This is a genomic window from Paucibacter sp. KCTC 42545 (genome assembly GCF_001477625.1).
In the GTDB taxonomy this organism is placed as follows: domain Bacteria; phylum Pseudomonadota; class Gammaproteobacteria; order Burkholderiales; family Burkholderiaceae_C; genus Paucibacter_A.
This window is the reverse complement of the sequence record NZ_CP013692.1, coordinates 4,659,125-4,674,926: the sequence shown is the minus strand read 5'-3', so window position 1 is coordinate 4,674,926 and position 15,802 is coordinate 4,659,125. Positions and strand designations below refer to the sequence as shown.

The 15,802-nt window shown below is 65.3% G+C and carries 12 protein-coding genes; 7 read left to right on the top strand and 5 right to left on the bottom strand.

The features are described 5' to 3' along the window. Window positions 1-16: 16 nt before the first annotated feature. Together AT984_RS19965 and AT984_RS19960 are read right to left on the bottom strand one after the other, a co-directional pair. Entirely contained in the window at window positions 17-1,765 is a 1,749-nt protein-coding gene (locus AT984_RS19965; RefSeq protein WP_058722491.1) for a mechanosensitive ion channel family protein, read from the bottom strand. A 214-nt stretch (window positions 1,766-1,979) separates the two neighbouring features. Beyond that, window positions 1,980-3,884, bottom strand: a complete 1,905-nt coding sequence (locus AT984_RS19960) for a methyl-accepting chemotaxis protein (protein WP_058721599.1) — start codon at window positions 3,882-3,884, stop codon at window positions 1,980-1,982. Window positions 3,885-4,396: 512 nt separating this feature from the next. Between AT984_RS19960 and AT984_RS19955 the strand changes: the two genes are divergently transcribed. From AT984_RS19955 to AT984_RS19940, 4 genes are all read left to right on the top strand, one after another. After that, the gene (locus AT984_RS19955; RefSeq protein ID WP_058721598.1) at window positions 4,397-5,824 is read left to right on the top strand and encodes a circularly permuted type 2 ATP-grasp protein; all 1,428 of its coding nucleotides are present in this window, start codon (window positions 4,397-4,399) and stop codon (window positions 5,822-5,824) included. 213 nt (window positions 5,825-6,037) lie between these two features. Beyond that, entirely contained in the window at window positions 6,038-7,006 is a 969-nt protein-coding gene (locus tag AT984_RS19950) for an alpha-E domain-containing protein (RefSeq protein WP_058721597.1), read from the top strand. A 31-nt stretch (window positions 7,007-7,037) separates the two neighbouring features. Beyond that, the gene (locus AT984_RS19945; RefSeq protein ID WP_058721596.1) at window positions 7,038-7,865 is read left to right on the top strand and encodes a transglutaminase family protein; all 828 of its coding nucleotides are present in this window, start codon (window positions 7,038-7,040) and stop codon (window positions 7,863-7,865) included. 52 nt (window positions 7,866-7,917) lie between these two features. Further along, on the top strand, window positions 7,918-8,652 hold the full coding sequence (locus tag AT984_RS19940) for a proteasome-type protease (protein ID WP_058721595.1): 735 nt from the start codon (window positions 7,918-7,920) through the stop codon (window positions 8,650-8,652). A gap of 36 nt (window positions 8,653-8,688) precedes the next feature. On the opposite strand, the gene nadC is transcribed toward AT984_RS19940, so the two are convergent. Further along, window positions 8,689-9,555 carry a carboxylating nicotinate-nucleotide diphosphorylase gene (gene nadC / locus AT984_RS19935; RefSeq protein WP_058721594.1) on the bottom strand — a complete coding sequence of 289 codons (867 nt, stop codon included), beginning with the start codon at window positions 9,553-9,555 and terminating at the stop codon, window positions 8,689-8,691. An 86-nt stretch (window positions 9,556-9,641) separates the two neighbouring features. Beyond that, complete coding sequence (locus tag AT984_RS19930; RefSeq protein WP_058722490.1) at window positions 9,642-10,355, bottom strand: fumarylacetoacetate hydrolase family protein; 714 nt, start codon at window positions 10,353-10,355, stop codon at window positions 9,642-9,644. Between the two features lie 146 nt (window positions 10,356-10,501). On the opposite strand from AT984_RS19930, the gene AT984_RS19925 reads away from it, so the two are divergent. The 3 genes from AT984_RS19925 to AT984_RS19915 all read left to right on the top strand — a co-directional run bounded on the left by AT984_RS19925 (window position 10,502) and on the right by AT984_RS19915 (window position 13,986). Further along, a complete protein-coding gene (locus tag AT984_RS19925) occupies window positions 10,502-11,503 on the top strand; it encodes a septal ring lytic transglycosylase RlpA family protein (protein ID WP_082680210.1) in 1,002 nt (333 codons plus the stop codon). Window positions 11,504-11,605: 102 nt separating this feature from the next. Continuing rightward, on the top strand, window positions 11,606-12,829 hold the full coding sequence (locus AT984_RS19920) for a GGDEF domain-containing protein (protein WP_082680209.1): 1,224 nt from the start codon (window positions 11,606-11,608) through the stop codon (window positions 12,827-12,829). After that, window positions 12,826-13,986 (top strand): GGDEF domain-containing protein, encoded by a 1,161-nt coding sequence (locus AT984_RS19915; protein WP_058721592.1) that lies wholly within the window; start codon window positions 12,826-12,828, stop codon window positions 13,984-13,986. The genes AT984_RS19920 and AT984_RS19915 overlap by 4 nt, the downstream gene beginning before the upstream one ends. A gap of 55 nt (window positions 13,987-14,041) precedes the next feature. Here AT984_RS19915 and AT984_RS19910 read toward each other — a convergent pair whose 3' ends face one another. Then, window positions 14,042-15,691 (bottom strand): tetratricopeptide repeat-containing diguanylate cyclase, encoded by a 1,650-nt coding sequence (locus AT984_RS19910; RefSeq protein ID WP_156422139.1) that lies wholly within the window; start codon window positions 15,689-15,691, stop codon window positions 14,042-14,044. Window positions 15,692-15,802 lie beyond the last annotated feature (111 nt).

Below are 15,802 nucleotides of genomic sequence, written 5' to 3'. Positions count from 1 at the left end.
GGTGCCCCAAAGCATTTCAGCCCGGCTTGGCCGGCGCGGTGAACCAGGCGCTCTTGGGCACGAACTTGGCTTGCTCGGGGTCGGCCAAGTAGTGGGGCGACATGATTTGCACGCCGTACTCATTGAACACGTCCTGAATATTGGCGTGTAAATTGCTCAAGACCAAGGCGCGTGGGCGCGGCTCGCTGGGCACGGCCTGGCAGACCAGGCGGTACTCGGGATAAAAGTCGGACAGCGCCGTCTGGAACACCTGCGGCGCCGGGCTGGCCAAAACGCCGGGCGTGCGCCGCGCGGCTTCTTCCAGCATGGCCTCGACCTGGCGCCAAGGCGTGTCGTAGCCAATCGTCACCGTGGTGTCGACGATGAAGCCCAGGCCCTTCACCGCGCGCGAATAGTTCTTGGTTACCGTGCCCAGCACCAGGGAGTTGGGCATGCTGAGCTCCTCGCCCAGGCCGGTGCGGATGCGGGTGGCAAACATGCCCAGCTCCACCACCGTGCCCTCGTGGTCGGCAATGCGCACAAACTCGCCGACGCGGATGGTGCGCGAGAACATCAAAATCATGCCGCTGGCGCCCTGGCCCACGATGCTGGAGGCGCCCAGGGAAATCATCAAACCCAAAAGCACCGACACGCCCTTGAAGGCCTCGGAGCCTGAGCCCGGCAGATAGGGATAGGCCATCACCAGCGCGAACATCCAAACGGCGAAGCTGATGATGCGGCGCGTGGCGCGCACTGTGTCGCGGTCCAGCCAGCCCAAGCTGACTTCGCCGCGCTCGATGCGGTCAAACACCGGGCTCATGATGTTGATGGCCGTGCGTGCGATGGCAAAGATCACCAGCGCCACAAACAGATCGGGCAGCGCATGCAAGATGCCCATGGCGATCCGTCCCGCCACGTGCAGCAAGTAGCCGCTGAGCTGCTCACCCCAAGGCCGGGTGTAGGGGAACTGGCTCAGCACATAACTGAGCCATTGGTAGGACAGCAAAGCCAGCAGCACCCAGCTGGCCAGACGCAAGGCCAGGCGCAAAAAGGCCAGCAGCTTGTCGCGCTGCAGCAGCTGGGTGCCTGCAATTTCCAGGCGCATGTCCTTGGTGGTCATCAAGCCCGCCAGTTTGGTGCCGGCCAGATTGCGCCCGCGCAGCACCAGCAGCACCAGGCCCACAAAAACCGCCGTGGCCACCAGGGTGGCCAGCGCGCCATGCCAGAGGCGCGAGCCGTCGCGGCTTTCACGGGTTTCGTTGATGACTTGTTCCAGTTGATGCTTGGCATGGCTGGCGGCCTGCTCCAGCGTTTCGCGCTCGTCCAGGTTGACATCGTCGGCGGTGAGGAAGAAGACCATCTCGCCGTCCACCATCAACACCCGGCCCTGGAGTTCTTTGCGCACCGTGACCGCACCCGGGCCCACCCGCGACAGCATCTCGTTGATGACCAGCTGCGCCCGGCGCGCCCGATCGGCCGGCTGCGTACCCATGAAGCTGGCACGAAAGGCGGTGATCTGGCGATTCAGCACCGTCACCGGCGCGCCCACGCTGGCCGGCAAGGCGCCGCCCTGGGCCAGCAATGACCCGGCCGAGCCCGGCGCATCAGCGGGCTCAGCGTCGACGCTGGCAGGGGCTGGCGCCGCTTGTTGTTGCGACTGCTGTTGCTGCTTATGTGGCGCCGCCGCATGGGCCACAGGGGCCGCAATAAAAGTGCCCGCCGCCAGTGCAGTCAGGCAGAACAAAACAGAGGCAGCAGCCAGGCGCATGCGAAGGATGGCGAGCATGGTGAATGTCGAGCCCGAGGGCTGCGAGTTGCGAACGCGGCGTTCGATGCGGGCGAGCATATCGCCTTGGCCGAGGGGCGGCCATCACTGACATTCACCTTCTTCGTCGGCGCAATCCACTGGGCTCACCCGGGCTCATCTTTCACACAATATGCACTGCGGGCGGCGGACTGCGCTGCATCGGCACGCCGCCCGACCGAAGGCTCGCGCCAGCTCAGAGCCTGAAGGCCTGCACCGCCGCATCCATGCTCTCGGCCTGGCCGCGCAAAGACAGGGCCGAGGCGGCCGATTGCTCCACCAAGGCGGCGTTCTGCTGAGTCATCGCGTCGATGGCACGCACGGCATCGCCCAGGTCATGGGTCTGTTCAGCCTGGCTGCGTGCCCGGCCGTCCATGCCCTGAATCACGCTGCTCACCTGGTTCACCTGGGCCAGAATTCTTTGCATGGACTCGCCGGCATCGGTGGCCAGGGTGGCGCCACTCTCCACCCGCTCGACCGAGTGCTGAATCAAGACCTTGATCTCGCGTGCCGCTGCAGCGCTACGCCCGGCCAGCGAACGCACCTCGGCCGCCACCACAGCAAAGCCGCGCCCTTGTTCGCCGGCGCGGGCGGCTTCAACCGCGGCATTCAGGGCCAGGATATTGGTCTGAAAGGCCAGGCCATCGATCAATCCGGTGATGTCGGCAATGCGATTCGAGGACTCATGGATGGAGGCCATGGTGCTGGCCAGCTGCTCAACCACCCGGCCGCCATCACCCGCCACGCCCGAGGTGCGTTGCGCCAGACCGGCCGCTTCGCCGACGGCGCGGGTGCTGTCACGCACCACCTGATCCAAAAAGTCCACATTGGCCGAGGTTTGCTGCAACTGCGCTGCCGCCTGCTCGGTGCGTGAAGCCAAGTCTTGATTGCCCAGCGCAATCTCCTGCGCCGCGCTGCGAATATTGCCGGCGCCGGCATGAATCTCTTCCACCAGTTGGCGCAGCCGCGCTTGCATATGCTGCAGCGCGACCAGCACCCGGCCCATCTCATCACGCCGGCCTTGCGGCACCGGCTGGCTCAAGTCGCCACCGGCAATGCGCTCGGCCACTTCAATCATCTGCGCCACCGGCGCCAGCAAGCGGCGCATGGCGCGCAACATGACCATGCCCATGACGGACAGCAGCAGGACCAGCGTGATCAGCAAGGCATTGCGCTTGAAGGCACTGCTTTCTCGACGCTGCGTCAGCTCGCTGCCCAAAGTTTTGAGCACCTGGGCCGACAGGTCCGACTGCAGCGCGGCCGCATTGGAAAAGCTGGCGGCCAACTGCTCCAGCGGGTAGTTCACATCCAGGCTCGCCGCTTTCAAGGCATCGTCCACCAGCTTGCGTTGCTGTTGCGCCTGGGGCAGCAGCGCGCTGAGGGCCGGGGCCAAATGACTCTCGCTGCCACTGGCGTGAATCGCCAGGCGCATCTCTTGCTGCAGGGCCTCGTTGTTCTCACGGTAGCGGGTCAGGGCGGCGGTCAGCTGGGCGATCTCATCCACCGCGGCGGCGCGCGCCATGCTGCTGAGCTCGGACAGCGCGTCGCCCACCTGGGGCGAAATCTGCAAGCCGGCGATGACGGCGTGATACAGAGCCGGGTCCACCTCCAGCGACAGGCCCGCATCGTGATTGAGCTCACCCATGGCCCGAAAGGCTTGCGCCGCCAGCGCCTGCTGGCCGGCCAGCAGCTTGGCCAAGTCCAGCTTGCCATCGCGCAGATCGGCGGCGAGCAGATCGAACTCGCTCGCCACGGCTTTCACCGCAGCCAGGTTGCGAGCAGACGCGTCTTCATTGGCCGCGAGGCGGGTCGAGACGGCCGCCAACGCCGCACGCACCGCCTGCTGCGCGGCAGGCAACTCTTCACGCGCGGCGGGTCGGGTCGACAAGGCTTCGGCGCCGAGTTGGCGGTGTATTTGCAAAGTCTTCAGCGCCGCTTGCCAGGCCTCGTTGGGCGGCAAACCCTGGGCCTCACGGGCAGCCTGCTCGGATTCGCTGGCGTATTTGCCAATCAGCAAGGCGCTGGGCACCACGCTCAGCAGCAAGGCGATCAGCCCGACCAGGATCAAGCGGGTTTTCAGACTCAGATGGTGTTGGGTCATGCGGGTCGACTCGACGTGTTTGGATTCAGTGTTTTGGGGAGGAGGCAATGCGTCGGCCTGAGCCAGCAGCACTCGCGCTCGCCTCGTCAAGCAGGCGAAGCGAGGTGGCGTGTGGAAAGGCGGGGGGCATTGCGCTCGTTCGGGCCTGGCGATGCCGCCAAGGCGCGGTGCGATTGCCCAGGCCTGGCTTCTGGGCGGAGCGAGCTAAGTCTTTGGATTCGAAACGCAAGACAGAAATTTTCAGAAAAGCACAAGGCGTCAATCCCTAATTTTCTGAAGCCGAGATGTCATCGTGATGACATATGCGGCCGTCGCCACCAAGACTGCGACCTCGCTTGCCGCCCCAGCGCAGTGCATGGACCCGGGCTAGGTTCAAGTCCGTACACAAAGCGCACCAAGATCGTTCAAGCTCAGGCCTTGCTGGCGCACCGGCTTGGGCCGTGGCTCAGGCACAGGCCTTGCATTGCTGGATGCATCAATCTGGTTCACGCCCACCGGGAGTCTTTTCACTCATGCATGCGCTCACTCTTCCCGCACCGGGTCATTTCGATGAAATGCTGTTGGCCAGCGGTGCACTCAGACCGCACTACCAGGCTTTTGCCGATTGGCTGCACGCCCAGACGCCCGCCGCCCTGGCGCACAAGCGCGCCGAGGCTGATTTGCTCTTCCACCGCGTGGGCATCACCTTCGCGGTCTATGGCGATGAGGCCGGCGCCGAGCGCCTGATTCCTTTCGACACGGTGCCGCGCATCGTGCCCGCCTCGGAGTGGCAGATGCTTGAAGCGGGCCTGCGCCAACGCGTCAGCGCCCTGAACAAATTCCTCTGGGACATTTATCACGACCATGAAATCATCAAGGCCGGCCTGATCCCGGCCGAGCAGGTGTTTGCCAATGCGCAGTACCAGCCGGCCATGCAGGGCCTGGACTTGCCGCTGGGCATCTACGCCCACATCACCGGGGTCGATCTGATTCGCCATTCCGACGGCGGCTATTACGTGCTGGAAGACAATCTGCGCGTGCCCTCGGGCGTCAGCTATATGCTGGAAAACCGCAAGATGATGATGCGGCTCTTCCCCGAGCTGTTCGCCCGCTACGCGGTGGCGCCGGTGGCGCACTACCCCACCCTGCTGCTCAACACCTTGCGCCACGCCAGCGTGGCCGAACACCCAACCTGCGTGGTGCTGACGCCGGGCCCCTTCAACAGCGCTTACTTCGAGCACGCCTTCCTGGCCCAGCAGATGGGGGTGGAGTTGGTGGAAGGCCAAGACCTCTTCGTCAAGGACGAGTTCTTGTACATGCGCACCACGGTCGGCCCGAAGCGGGTAGATGTGATCTACCGCCGCATCGACGACGCTTTCCTCGACCCGCTGGCCTTCCGCGCCGACTCCATGCTGGGCGTGCCGGGGCTGCTGTCGGTTTACAAGCAGGGCCATGTGATTCTGGCCAATGCCATCGGCACCGGCGTGGCGGACGACAAGTCCATCTACCCCTATGTGCCGGACATGATTCGCTTCTACCTGAACGAGGAACCCATCCTGCACAACGTGCCAACCTGGCAATGCCGCAAGCCGGCCGACCTGGACCATGTGCTGGCCAATATGGCCGAGCTGGTGGTCAAGGAGGTACACGGCGCGGGCGGCTACGGCATGTTGGTGGGGCCCGCCTCCACCCAGGCCGAGATTGAAGACTTCCGCGCCCGCGTCAGCGCCAACCCGAGCAATTACATCGCCCAGCCGACGCTGTGCCTGTCCAGCTGCCCCACGTTCGTGGAGGCCGGCATCGCACCGCGCCATATTGACCTGCGGCCTTTTGTGCTGACCGGCAAAGAGGTCACCATGGTGGCCGGCGGCCTGACACGGGTAGCGCTCAAGCAAGGCTCGCTGGTGGTGAACAGCAGCCAAGGCGGCGGCACCAAAGACACTTGGATTCTGGAGGCGTAATGACCCACCCCCGAAGCGCTGCGCGCAGCCTTGCAGGCCGCGCTTCGCCAGAGGCTCAGCACTTCGGCAGGCACAAACGGCTTGCCGTTTGTGTCCGGCCTCAGCCCCTCAAAGGGGCCAGCGCGATGGCCCGGCAAAGCCGGATCCCCGCGCTCCACCGGGCTTGGCTGCTTGTGTGCAAGCCGAGCGCCGTTTACCGAATGGAGGATTGACATGCTTTCTAGAACCGCCGCCCAGCTTTACTGGATGAGCCGCTACGTGGAGCGCGCCGAGAACCTCGTGCGCATGCTGGACGTGACCTATTCCCTCTCGCTGCTGCCGCAGTCGCGTGGCGCCATGACCGAGTTGGCAGCACCTCTGGCCGTGACAGGCACGCTGGAAGCCTTCACCAAAAGCAATCAGGCCCTGCAAGCCGATCAGCTGTTTCACTTCATGGCGCTGGACCTCAACAACCCGGCCTCGGTGCTGAGCTGCCTGCGCCAGGCGCGTGAGAACGCCCACGCAGTGCGCGGCCAGATCACCGCCGAGATGTGGGAGGCCATCAACGCCACCTGGCTGGACGGGCGCGAGCTGCCCAAGCGCGGCGTGCCCAATGTGTCGACCTTTTTCGACTGGGTGAAGGAGCGCTCGCACCTGATCCGCGGCGCCACACAGGGCACTTTGCAGCGCAACGATGCCTACTACTTCATCCGCCTGGGCACCTTCATCGAACGTGCCGACAACACCGCCCGCCTGCTGGATGTGAAGTCGCAGCTGATCGAACCGGCCCAGGCCAATCTGGCGCCGGTGAAGGTGGCGGCGGAAAGCGCGCAGGACTTCTACACCTGGAGCGCGCTGCTGCGCTCGCTCTCCGCCTTCGAGGCTTACCACGCGGTTTACAGCGACCGGCTGGACGCGCGCCGGGTGGCCGAGCTGCTGATCCTGCGCCCCGATGTGCCGCGCTCGCTGCGCGCTTGCTGCGACGAAATCCGCGATGTGCTGCCGCATATCGAGGCCCGCAGCGGCTCGCGGGACGCTGGCCGCATCGTCAAGCAAATGGCAGGGCGCATGGCTTTACGCCTGGAACATGGTACGGTGGACGAAGTGCTGGAGCTGGGTGTGCACCATTGGCTCACCACCTTCCTGGCCAAGTCAGCACAGCTGGGCGACGCGGTACGCGAAGCCTATTTCGAGGCCAATTGAGCGGCCTCTGAACGACGACCTGGGTCTTGCCGTGCACCTCGCCATCCACCACGAAACGGTTTACCGCTACGCCAGCCCCGTCAAGCGCAGCACCCAATACCTGCGCCTGACGCCGGTGGACACCCCCCACCAAAAAGTGCTGAGCTGGGCCCTGGACTTGCCCGCCCAGGCCAGCCGCTGCCTGGACGCCTACGGCAATGTGATGCATGTGCTGAGCATGGACCAGCCGCACAGCGAGATCCACCTCTTCGCCCGCGGCGTGGTGGAAACGCTGGACGCCCCGCCCGCCCCGGACCCGCAGGACGGGCGCTTCCCCCCGGCCGTGTTCCTGCGCGACTCGCCCCTGACCCAGGCCGATGCCGCGCTGCGCGCCTTTGCCGCCAGCCATGCCGAGGCCGTGGCGGCCCAGCCCCTGCAAGGCCTGCTGGGCCTGATGCATGCCCTGGCCCAACACATGCCCTACACGCCCGGCACGACGGACGCCGCCACACCAGCGGCCGAAGCCTTTGAGCGCCGGCTGGGCGTCTGCCAGGATCACGCCCAAGTGTTTGCCACCTGCGCGCGCCTGCTCGGTGTGCCAACGCGTTACGTCAGCGGCTATCTGGCCACCGATGCCGAGCATGTGGCCAGCCACGCCTGGGCCGAGGCCCGCCTACCCGGCACGGCCGAGCAAGGTGGCGGCTGGCTGGGTTTTGATGTGTCGAACCAATGCCTGGCGGATGCGCGTTATGTGCGCCTGGCCATCGGCCTGGACTATCTGGACGCCTGCCCCGTGCGCGGCATGCGCTTAGGCGGCGGCATCGAAGCGATGCAGGCCGCGGTGCAAGTGACGCTGGCCAGCGCCCAGACCCAAGCCTGAGCGGCCTGGGATAATTGCCCCTCTATCTAGCCTTCACCAGCCCACCGCCACCATGACTTATTGCGTCGCCATGCGCCTCAACGCGGGCCTGCTGTTCGCCTCCGATTCCCGCACCAACGCCGGGGTGGATCAGATCGCCACCTTCCGCAAGATGAGCATCTTCGAGGTGCCGGGTGAGCGCCTGATCACCTTGCTGAGCGCCGGCAATCTGGCCACCACCCAAAGCGTGGTGACCCTGCTGCGCCAGCGCTTGCTGGACCACAAAGACCACCTCAACAACCGCCGCAGCATGTACGACGTGGCCGAGTTGGTGGGCAAGACGGTGAAGGAAATCGTCGCCCGCGATGCCAATGCGCAAAGCCTGGGCCAGGGCGTGGACTTCGGCGGCAACTTCATCGTCGGCGGCCAGATCAAGGGCGAAGAACCGCGCATCTTCCACGTCTACGCGCAGGGCAATTTCATCGAAGCGACCGATGACACGCCCTACTTCCAGATCGGCGAATCCAAGTACGGCAAGCCCATCATCGACCGCGTCATCAACCCCAGCACCTCGCTGAAGGAAGCGGCCAAATGCACGCTGGTGTCGTTTGACTCGACCATTCGCAGCAACCTCTCGGTCGGCCTGCCCATCGACATGCTGCTCTACCTGAGCGACAGTTTCGCCCCCGCCGAACCGCACCGCATCACCGCCAACGACCCCTATTTCAATATGCTGCGCAATAGCTGGGGCGAGGGGCTGAAGAAGGCGTTTGCCGCCCTGCCGGATGAGGACTGGTTCAGCAAGTAATCAAGGGCGGCCAAGCAAGGCCGCCAAGGCATCGTCTCAGACGGGGCCATCCACCCGCATCGAGTAATCCACCGCCCGCACATCCTTGGTCAGGCGGCCGATGGAGATGCGGTCCACACCAGTGGCGGCGATCCAGCGCAGCTGCTCCAGCGCCACGCCACCCGACACCTCCAGCAAGGCGCGGCCGGCATTCAGCGCCACCGCTTCGCGCATCATGGCCTCGCTGAAGTTGTCCAGCAGCACGCTCACCGCGCCGGCGCCCAGGGCCTCTTGCAACTGGGCGATGCTTTCCACTTCGACCTGAATATCAACGCCAGACTGCAAGGCCTGCGCCGCATGCAGCGCTGCAGCCACGCCGCCGGCTGCGGCGATATGGTTTTCCTTGATCAAGATGCCGGCGTACAGCGCCAGCCGCTGGTTGGCGCCGCCGCCCACCCGCACGGCGTACTTCTGCGCCAGGCGCAGGCCGGGAATGGTTTTGCGGGTGTCCAGCACGGCGCAGCCGCGCGGGTTGCTGCTGGCGCCCTCGATGGCCTTCACATGCGCATGGGTGAGCGAAGCAGTGGCCGAGAGCAATTGCAAAAAGTTCAGCGCCGGGCGTTCGGCCGAAAGCAGGGCGCGGCCATCGGCCTCGATGCGGCAGACCAGGGTGTCGGCCACCATCTCGGCGCCTTCGGCATACAGCCACTCGATGCGGGCGCTGGGGTCGAGCGCGGCGAACACGCCCTCAAACCAGTCACGCCCGCACAGCACGGCGGCTTCGCGTACCCGCACATGCGCTTTGACGCGGCGCCCGGCCGGCACAAGCTGCGCGGTCCAGTCACACACGCCGATGTCTTCCTGCAGCGCTTCGCGGATATTGCGGGCGCGGGCTTCGGTGAGGGTTTCGTTGTGGTCGAACATGGCGGCGCCTGAGCTGAAATCGGGCCGCTAGTTTAGTTTCTTCAGCACCGGCTCCGGCGGCAAGCGCCGAAGCCAGCCAAGCCGGATCAGGCCGGCTCGCTGATCCACAGCGTCAGTGGCGGCAGGCCGGCAATCTCGCCGGTGATCATGTCGCCCGGCTGCAGCGGGCCCACGCCCTCGGGCGTGCCGGTGTAAATCAAGTCGCCGGGCTGCAGGTGATAGAGCTGGGACAGATTGGCCACGATCTCGGGCACGCTCCAGATCATGTCGGACAAATCGCCTTGTTGCTTGGGCACGCCGTTGACCGCCAGGCTGATATTGCCGCGCGTCAGCGGGCCTGTTTCGCTGGCCCGCACCAGCTCGGTGATGACCGCGCTTTGCTCAAAGCTCTTGGCCGTGTCCCAGGGCCTGCCGGCGGCCTTGGACTCGGCTTGCAGGTCGCGCCGGGTCATGTCCAGGCCCGCGCCGTAAGCCCACACGGCGGCACCGGCGGAGTCGGGCGTGAGCTTGAACACCGGCGCGCCGATGGCAATCACCAGTTCCATCTCGTAGTGGTAGTTCTTGGTGCCCGGCGGATAGGGCACGGTGGCGCCCGAGGGCACCAGGGCGCTGGCGGGCTTGGTGAAGTAGAACGGGGCTTCGCGCTCGGGGTTGCCGCCCATTTCGCGGGCGTGGGCGGCATAGTTGCGGCCCACACAGAAAATACGGCTAACGGCATAACGCGCCGTGCTGCCACGCACGGCCACACTGGGCTGCTCGGCAGGCGGGAAAATATAGACGGTGGGGGTGTTGGGGCTCATGATGGTCGAAGGCAGGTCAGGCATGATGAGTAAGACGCACAGCATACTTGGGCGGCAGCGCGGCAAACGGCCATATTCCGGTTGCTTTGCGCACAAATGTGGACTGTTTCCACGCGATACGCCTGGAATCGTTTAGGGTGGCGGCCATGTTCATTGCACGCGCTTTTTCATCCCTTCGCACCGTTCACGCCGGCCTGCTGCCGCTGGCCATCAGCCTGTGCCTGGGCGGCTGCGCCAGCCGCAACAGCCCTGCGCCCGGCGGCGCGAGCAGCAAGCCCGCCAACACCGGCAGCTGGCCCGATAAAGACGGCCCCGGCGCCACACCACCAGCCAATCTGCACCTGGTGCCCAATGCCAGCCCGCAGCTGGAGAACATTCGCAAGGGTGGCCCCAACAAGCCTTACGAGGTGCTGGGAGAACGCTACGAACCCGAGACGGGCGACGTGCCTCTGGTGCAACGCGGCCTAGCCTCCTGGTACGGCAACAAGTTCCACGGTCGCCCCACCGCCAGCGGCGAGGTCTACAACATGTACGCCATGACGGCGGCACATGCCACCATGCCCATTCCCAGCTATGCGCGGGTGCGCAACCCGGCCAATGGCCGCGAAGTGATTGTGCGCATCAATGACCGCGGGCCCTTTCACAAGGGCCGCGTCATTGACTTGAGCTACACGGCCGCGCTCAAGCTCGGGGTGCTGCACGGCGTGTCCACGGTGGAGCTGAGCCGCATCACCTACGAAGACATCCGCAGCGGTAAATGGCAGGGCCTGGACGACAAGCCGGCCGACACCCCCGTGTACGCCGCCACCGAAGCGGTGGGCGCCCCGCAGGCACCCAGCACGGCCACACTGGCCTCGGCGGGCAGCCTTCCCACCCCGTTGACGGCGCCCAGCGTCATGCCCGCCAAGGCCGCGCCGGGCTTCTGGGTGCAGTTCGGCGCCTTCAGCAAGCTGGCGGGCGCCGAGTCTTTCCGGCAGAAGTTGGTTCAGGAGGCCGACTGGATGGCACCTTTGCTGGCCGTCTTCAAAGACAATAATTTGCACCGCTTGCAAGCCGGCCCCTATGCCAGCCGTGAAGATGCCGGCCGCGCCGCCGAGCGGGTGCGCCTGGCCCTGGCCGTGCAAGGCGTGGTGCTGGAGCGGCGCTGAGGCGCGAGCAACAAGCAGTTCCCCCGCAAACACGCTTGTGTAGCGCTTGTGTAGAAGCGCCCAAATAGCGATCATCCAGCTAGCCGCCCCACATCCTCCGTCATGCCTCTATTCGATGCCACTACCCTGTTGCTGGTGATCGCTGTATTCAACGGCTTCATGGTGCTGGTGTGGCTGGTGTTGGCACGGCTGTTCCGCATTGCCCCAAAAGCCAGCCTCTTGCTGGCGGCGGCGAATTTGAGCTCGCTGCCCGGCATGTACTGCCCAACTTGCGCCAATGTGTGGCCGGAGGCGCTGGGGCCGTGGATGCAGCAGCTGCCGCTGCTGCTGAGCTTGAGCTTCCTGTCCTTGGGCGTGCAAAGGCTGACGCGCTTGCAGTTCCGTTACGGCCCGGTGCTGCTGATTGGCGGTCTGACGGCGCTGAGCATGCTGAGCTTGAACAGCGCGGGCTTGTCAGACCAAGCCATCAGCGCCTTCGCTTTTGGCGCCAGCATCCTGGCCTTGTTCTGCGCCCGCGACGTGTTGATGAGTGGGCGCATTGGCCGGCGCAAGCTGATCACCTTGTGGCTGATCTTGCCCTATGCCCTGCTGATCTTGCTGTTGCTGGCGCAGGCCAGCACCTATCTCTGGTTCCCGAGCGCGACGCATTGGTTTGTGCGCGGCCAGCTGCCCAGCCTGATCTCCGCTTGGATCCAGTTATTCATTTCGATGTGCATAGGCATAGGCCTGGTGGGCGTGCTGGTGGGGCGGCTGGTGCTGCGCATCACCCATATGACTCTGCGCGACCCACTGACCGATACCTTGAATCGCCGCGCCATTGCCAACGCTTTGCTGCCCCTGCAAGCTCAGGTTGAGCGCGGCCAGGTGCACAGCCTGGTCATGATCGACGTGGACCACTTCAAGTCCATCAACTCCAACTACGGCCATGCCGGCGGCGACGCCGCCTTGCTGCACTTGGTCGGCCTGCTGCGCGCCAATATGCGGGCGCTGGATCAGCTGGGCCGCCTGGGCGGTGAGGAGTTCTGCCTGCTGCTGCCGCACACCTCGCTCGCCGATGCCTGCCGCGTGGCAGAGCGCATGGCCCAGGCGGTGCGCAGCCAAACCCTGCAATGGGGCGAGCAGTCGATTCCCATGACCGCCAGCTTCGGCGTGGCCCGTTGCATCGCCGGTGACCCCAGCGGTGAACAAAGCATGGCCAGGGCCGATGCCCAGCTCTACCGGGCCAAGGCCAGCGGCCGTGACCGCGTCTGCAGCGAGGCCGAGGATGACTCCGACGCCATCAGCGCCAGCGGCTTCCTGCGGCCGGCCAAGGCGGAGTCGCCATGAATGCCGATCCCATCACCCTGATGGCGGCCCTGGTGCTGATGCTGCTACTGTCCAGCCTGTCTTGGGCGGCCATGGCCACGGCCCTCGGGGATGCCGTGCGGGTGTCGCGCTGCATGGCATTGGCCAATGGCCTGGTCGCCATTTCACTGGCCACGCATGCCCTGCGCGGCCAAGCACCCGACCTGCTGACGCACTGGGGCTCAGACCTCTGTTCCCTGGCCGGCCTGGCCCTGCTGCGGGCCAGCATTCCAGCACTCAGCAACAGAGCGCTGGCCTGGCGCAGCGGCCTGGCGGTCTGGCTGATTGCTGGCCTGGCCCTGGGTGTTATGCCTTACGAAGGTGACTTGCGCTGGCACAGCCGCGTCGTCTTCAGTGCCCTGGCCTTGCTGGCTCTGCTGGCTGCGCTGGACGCCTGGCGGCAGCTGCGCGAGCGCCTCAAGCCGGGCATGGCAACGCTCTTGTCCAGCCCCTTCTTCCTGATTGCGCTCTTGCTAGCAACTCGGGTGGTGGAATCACTGTTCATGTCGGAGCAGCTCAACGATCTACGCAACGCCAACTTGTTGAACCTGAGCTTTCTGTGGTCAAGCCTGCTGATGAATCTGCTGCTGAACACGACCGTGGCCTTTCTGGTGCTGATGTCGCTGATTCTGCGCATCCAGCAGCTCACCCGGCTCGACCCGCTGACACAGACCCTGAACCGACGCGCCCTGCAAGAAGCCATCGACACCGAGCATCTGCGCCTGCAGCGCGGCAAGCCCTATGCCCTGGTGATGATGGACATGGATCACTTCAAAAAGCTTAACGACGGCCTGGGCCATGCCGCTGGCGATGCAGCCTTGCTGCAGACGGTGGCCATCCTCAAGCAAAGCATGCGCGATGTGGATGCGCTCGGCCGCATCGGCGGCGAGGAATTCTGTGTGCTGCTGCCCCTGACCGGCCTGGCCGGCGCCGCCCTGGTGGCCGAACGCATGCGCCGCATGGTGGAGGAATGCGACTTCCAATGGCAGGGCAAGCCCTGGCCCCTGAGTGCCAGCTTCGGCATCGCCGAGGCCCTGCCCAGCGACATCAGCGCGGAAACCGTGTTGCAACGTGCCGACTTGGGGCTCTACTGGGCCAAGGCGCAGGGACGTAACCTGGTACTTGCGCGGGAGAGTTGAGCCGCTTGCGGCGGCAGCCAAACTAGCCGAACACGGCCCGTCCAGCTCAGCAGACTCAGGCCAGCGCGACCCGGTTGCGGCCCAGATATTTGGCCCGCAACATGGCGCTTTCGGCCCGCACCACCAGCAAGTCGGTGGCATAGGGCGGCGCATTGGCCAGGCCGATGCTGAGGGTCACATCCAGGTCGGGCGCCAGTTGCACCCAGGCATAGGCCTCAACGGCTTGGCGCAGGCGTTCGCACACCTCGAAAGCGCGGTCCGGCACCGTGTCGGGCAGAACCACCAGAAATTCCTCACCGCCCCAGCGCAGCAGCAGATCGCTGGCGCGGGTGTTGTCGCGCAGCATTTGCGCCAGCACCTGCAGCACCCGGTCGGCCACGGCCCGACCATGGCGCTCGTTGATGATCTTGAAGCGGTCCACATCGACCAGGGCCACCGTCAAGGCCGCCCCACTGCGTTCGGCGCGCTGCACCAGGGCGGGCATGCGCGCGGCCATGCAGCGATGGTTGCCCAGGCCGGTCAGCGGGTCGCGCAGCTGCGCTTCCTCGTCCTCGCTAGGTGTCACCGGATCCGAGGATTCGGCCGCGCGCGGCTCGGCGCTGACGTTTGCCAAGGCCCGTTCAGCCTCCATGCGGCTGACAAAGAAGCGCGCCTGGGCGCGCAGCTGCGCGGCACTGCGTTCGCGTGCAATGGCCTGATGGCACTCCAAGTGATGCAGGGCCAGCTCGGCCAGGCCCAGGGCCTTGTTGGCGCGGTAGGCGGCATGATGCAGACGCAGGGCGATATGGGCTTTGACGCGGCCCGCGGCACTGTCCAGCACCGCTTCCAGCAATTGCTTGGCGGCTTGTGCCTGACCCTGCGCCAGATGCAACTCGGCCAGGGAGCAGCGCAAGCGCCAGCCCAGGGCCAGGTAGCCTTGGCGATCAGCCAATTGCACACTGGCCAACAAGACGGCCTCGGCCTCGACCAGCTCGTGTAGATGCAGCAGGACTTCACCCCGATTGGTATCGCACAAGGCCAGCAAATAGTTGTCGCCCAGCGTCAAGGCATGCGGGCGCACCGCCAGAGCATGCAGGCGCGCACGCTGCAAGGCGTCCAGCCGCTCGCGCTGATGTTCAGGGTGCTGGCTGTGATTCAGCAGATTGAACAAGCCCAGCGCCACGGTGGCCAGATTGTTGTGCGAGACCATGCGCTCAAATTCACTGGCATCCTCGCCCAGCAGGGCCGCTGCTTCATTCATCAGACGCTCGGCCTGCCAGGGGTCGCCCATGCGCTCCAGGCAGGCGCCCACGGAGTTCAGCGCCACCGCCACCATGCGCTTGTCGCCCAGCTCACGCGCCCGCGCCAGGCTTTCGTTGATATGAGCCAGGGCGGCTTCAAATTCACCCAGGTCGGCACAAGCGAATGCCATCCAGCGCAGGAGTTCGCACAAGCGAGGCGTGCTGCCTTGCTCGCGCAGCAAGGGCAGCAGATCTTCACTGGCGGCCAGCATGGCTTCGGTATCGCCATGGCGGTAGAGGAAGAAGGCGCGCAGCACGGCCGCGCTCAGATGCTCCTCAAGAAAACCTTGGGCGCGCGCACTCTCCCAGGCGCGCTGGGCCAGCGCCAATCCGGCTACTACATTGCCTTGGCGTTGCGCATTGGCCTCATGCAGCCATTGCTGTATCTGGTCGCAGGAAACGTCACTGCAGGGAACTTCTTGCATGATGGCTGACAAGCTTGGCGAAGCTCGTAGCGTAGCCTAAGAATTCCCAAAGGCTGACGCGAACCTTGCAGCCTTCAGCGCAGGGCTGCGACAAGGCGCAGCTGCCGAACA